Origin of the sequence: Streptomyces luteosporeus (assembly GCF_039532865.1) — a bacterium.
In the GTDB taxonomy this organism is placed as follows: Bacteria; Actinomycetota; Actinomycetes; order Streptomycetales; family Streptomycetaceae; genus Streptomyces; species Streptomyces luteosporeus.
The window spans coordinates 29,333-33,150 of record NZ_BAAASL010000015.1 but is presented as its reverse complement, the minus strand read 5'-3'; the positions used below and the strand labels follow the sequence as shown (position 1 = coordinate 33,150).

The window sequence follows — 3,818 nt, the reverse complement described above, 5'->3', positions numbered from 1 at the left end:
GTCCACACTCCCCACGTCCGGTGGGCAGCGCAGAACGATCAAGGACTAAGAGAGGCTCCTCCTACGCCGCCAGCAACCGATGCTTGGTGGGCAGAGGGGACAAAAACGGATACAGGCTCCTTGGTTCCGCACAGCGGGAACGATCGCGTAGGGAGTTCATGCGGCGTTTCCTGCTACGGGACGTGTCGCGAGATCCCCAAGTCGCTCCAGCCCCAGGGACTTCGCGCCGTCCGCCGCCCTGGGCTAGACGAGCCCTACGCCGACACCACCGGCTTGACCAACCTCCACGCGCTCGCGTTCACCGCCTCCGCCCGACCCGACCGCCATGCCCGAGCCGTCGCCCACCTGCCCACCAGCCTCACCCGCCCGGCCACGGTCGCCCTGATGCTGCGGGACCCGGTGACCGCCCTGCGCGTCCTTGCTCCTCGCCGCAGCCACCGCGGTCTGCCGGAAACACCAGCCCGTACGTCTCCGGATCACCCGCGCCGGCGAAGTGAGAGAATGCGGGAGCCCGGCGGCACCTCAACATCGAAGAAGCCGATGCGCCTGGTCGCCGGGCTCCTTCTCCTCTGCCCGCCGCCGTGTACCGGCCGGATCCGCGCGGCGCCGTCATCACATGCCGCAGGCGCGCTTCAGGAGGTGGACACGGTGTGGTCCCGTATCACCGACGTGTTCCGCGGGCGCGGATCTGGTGGCGCGCACGGGAATCTGTGGCTGTACGCGCCGCCGGTCACCCCCGCCGGTGCCCAGCGGCTGCGGGTCTGCCGGCCCGAGGACGGGTACGACTTCGCGCGACTGGAGTGGCGGGCTTGCGCGCAGTGCCGCTTGGGCCTGGTCAGCCAGATCCGCGTGACCGCCGCCTACCGGGGCCGGCGCTACGCAACCCGCATGCTGCTCCGCGCCGTGCACGGGTGCGAGGAGTACACGTGGAGCACCACCCGGCAGTCTGCCCAGGGACTCCGGTTCTTCCCGGTCGCCGGCGCGGCCGTCGGCGTCGAGTTCAGTCCGCGCGCATGCCAGTGCGACCACATGCGGTCAGCGAGCGCTCTGCCCGGCAGGGAGCGAGCCGAAGCTGCGCCCCGCTGACACACGGCGCCCGAGTTCCTGGGGGCACGACGAGGGATGACGGTCACGGCGCAGGCGCAGCCCTGTCCAGGAGCTGCCGCAGGACCTGTAGCTCCTCCTCGTTCACGGCCGGCACCGTGTGCTCCATCGCGATGGTCACCGGTTCGAGGACGGCGGCAAGGAGGCCGGGCGGAGCCGCGCGTAGTCCAGCCCGCAGGCTGGAAGCTGACAGGCCAGCGCGGGCCAGGTCTTCCGCGAAGTCGCGTTCGAGCTCTGTTGGTTCCCAGGTACCGGCCTTCAGCTCTGCAAGAAGCCGCGCGGCGTCGTCCAAGGGCAGCGTCGTCACGTACTGGTTAACGAGTGGTCCGCATGGAAGGGGTCGGCCTGGCCGGTCCCTATCCTGATGATGTGATCACTGCTGTGGACGTGGCCCTGGTCGACGCTGGTGTGCTCGCCGCGAGCGGCTACCGGAACGCTCCGCGGACCGACCCCCGCAACGGCCAGGAGTTCACCACCCTGGTAGCCCTGGCCGAGGACGGCCATGCCGTCGGTCAGCTGGAGGGCCACCTGGACGACGCCACACATCCGCTCGACGACATGCGCCTCTCCCGCCCGCACGCATGGATCAGCTTCATCTCCACCACGCACCGCCGTGCGGGCGCCGGCCGCGCGTTGATGCGCGAATTCGCGCGCCGGGCTCATGAAGCCGGGGCGACGGGGATCGGGCTCCTCGCCGAGTACAGCGACGACCGCACCGGCCGGATAACGTTCTTCATCCGCTGTGGATTCACCGAGGCGTGGCCCGGCACCCTCCGGGACATCTATGTCGCCTCCCCTCGCGCGGTCCTCGCGGCCTGCACCCGCCGCAGTGAGCAGCCCTCGCCCAGCCACGGGGCTACCAAAGAGCGGCGGGGCGTTCCCGGCGCCGCGCGGCGTCGTTGAACAGGCCCCGCACTCCCCTTGGAGGCCAGCGCCGTGTCCTCGCCCCACCACCCGGCTCATGTCCTGACCGCCGAGAGCCTGGCCTGCCATCGTCACGCGTGCGAGCTGACGGTACGGGACATGCTGGCCCTGCCGGAGGTGGCGGGCGAAAGTGAACCCGGTCGCCGCCGCGAGGCCGCGCGCCGAGCTCTGGCCCTCGCGCGGCGCAACGCGGTGCACTGCGCGGATCCCCTGGTGCGGCCGGTGCTGTGGGACATCGGCCATCGCCGCGTGCCCCAGCCACCGAGAGCGGGGTACGTCCTTGACTGCGACGGGTGGGTGTGGGAGCGCCGGCACGTCGTGGAGGACGGTACGGTCCTGGCACTCGATCGCTGGACGCCGCTGGCATCTGGGCCTGTCCCTGCGCCCCGGCCGTCCTATGACTGGGAGGAGCTGACCTGGCATCACGGGCCGCTGGTCGACTGGATGCGCCTGCCGTGGCCGCAGGCGCTGGCGGCCGGGCCGGCTGGTGGGCCATGCCCCTGGTGATGCCGCCTCCCATGCTGGCCAAGCCGGTATCGGAGCTTCCTGAGCAGGGATTTTTCGAGGTCAAGTGGGATGGTTCTCCAGACACTTGGAGTTGTCTCATCCGAGTGACATCGCGGCATCTCCGAGCGCACCTCCGACCGGCACCGGAATACTGCACGTTGCCAGAGTGGTGACGCATGCCTGCGGGGTGCGGAGAACACTGCCCTCCGCGAGCAGATCGCCCAACGCTCAGCCGTCGTCATCCCGCTCGACCGATCACACGCCACACGCGAGTGAAAGTGGCTCGGAACCAGCCTGGGGCCGGCGGGCTGGCATGGTGAGGTGAAGTGATCAATCCTGGTGGCGCCGATGCGCGAGATGGATGGTGATGTCGGCGGCCATCTCGACTCTGTCCGGCAGTACCTGCATGATCTGGCTGAATACCTGCTCTCGCTCCGCGGGCGGCAAGGCGAGATAAGCCGAGATGGTGGAGAGATGACCAACGTAGTCGCGGGCGTTCATCGTCACGCGCCGTTCGATCACGGACTGCTGAACGCCGGTGAACCACTCAGACTGTTGCAGCTCCGTGCCCGGCCACTGCATCTCATGATCCGGAGGCGTCCCGTCAGGCGACGGAATCTCGTCACTCTCCAAGAATGGTGCTCGCGCCGCGCGGACAACTTCCTCCACAGCCGGATCAGCCAGTCGAAATGGCCCGCCGCATGAGGCGAATACGCCACCCGGTTCCAGCAGCGCGGCCACGCGCGACCACCGGCCCTCCGGGTTCGTCCAATGCAGCGCGGCTGCCGCATAGACCAGTCCATACCGTTCACCCGGTCGCAAGTCCTCGAACGCGGCTTGCACCGTTCTGACGTTCGTCGGCACGTGCTTGCGCAGTTCCGCGAGCATGGCCCCGTCAGGATCGGTCGCGGTGACCATGACCCCTCGTTGAGCGAACAGGCGGGTTGCCTTGCCTGTCCCAGCGCCGATCTCGAGGGCGGTCCGAACCGGGTGGCCCTCGTATGCCATCACCATGTCGAACAGCTCCACGGGATACCCCGGCCGGAACCGTTCGTATGCTTCCGCCACCACTCCGAAACTCAGCGCGCGACCAGACATGCCCAGCATCCTGACACGGGCGGCCCCTGCGGTGCTTGATCTTTTCTGGGGGCACAGACGCGAGCTGATGTCTCATGAGACACGTCAAAATCTGGAGAAGGACGGCTATCGCGCTGGCATCGGGGTGCCTGGTGACGGGCCCGTACAGATCGTCTCCCGCCGCGGCGCCTCCTTGAACCGCGCCT

General features: G+C 68.9%; 5 protein-coding genes. 3 read left to right on the top strand and 2 right to left on the bottom strand.

Going from position 1 to position 3,818, the window contains the following annotated elements; translation table 11 throughout:
- The first annotated feature begins 501 nt into the window (after nt 1–501).
- Nucleotides 502–1,086, top strand: a complete 585-nt coding sequence (locus ABD361_RS20150; RefSeq protein ID WP_344436775.1) for a hypothetical protein — start codon at nt 502–504, stop codon at nt 1,084–1,086.
- Nucleotides 1,087–1,129: 43 nt separating this feature from the next.
- On the opposite strand, the gene ABD361_RS20145 is transcribed toward ABD361_RS20150, so the two are convergent.
- Nucleotides 1,130–1,411 (bottom strand): hypothetical protein, encoded by a 282-nt coding sequence (locus ABD361_RS20145; protein ID WP_344436774.1) that lies wholly within the window; start codon nt 1,409–1,411, stop codon nt 1,130–1,132.
- Between the two features lie 62 nt (nt 1,412–1,473).
- Here ABD361_RS20145 and ABD361_RS20140 point away from each other — a divergent pair, with 62 nt between their 5' ends.
- Both ABD361_RS20140 and ABD361_RS20135 read left to right on the top strand, forming a co-directional pair.
- The gene (locus ABD361_RS20140; protein WP_344436773.1) at nt 1,474–2,007 is read left to right on the top strand and encodes a GNAT family N-acetyltransferase; all 534 of its coding nucleotides are present in this window, start codon (nt 1,474–1,476) and stop codon (nt 2,005–2,007) included.
- Between the two features lie 33 nt (nt 2,008–2,040).
- The gene (locus ABD361_RS20135) at nt 2,041–2,535 is read left to right on the top strand and encodes a hypothetical protein (RefSeq protein ID WP_344436772.1); all 495 of its coding nucleotides are present in this window, start codon (nt 2,041–2,043) and stop codon (nt 2,533–2,535) included.
- 330 nt (nt 2,536–2,865) lie between these two features.
- Here ABD361_RS20135 and ABD361_RS20130 read toward each other — a convergent pair whose 3' ends face one another.
- Nucleotides 2,866–3,633 carry a class I SAM-dependent methyltransferase gene (locus ABD361_RS20130; RefSeq protein ID WP_344436771.1) on the bottom strand — a complete coding sequence of 256 codons (768 nt, stop codon included), beginning with the start codon at nt 3,631–3,633 and terminating at the stop codon, nt 2,866–2,868.
- Nucleotides 3,634–3,818: the final 185 nt, after the last annotated feature.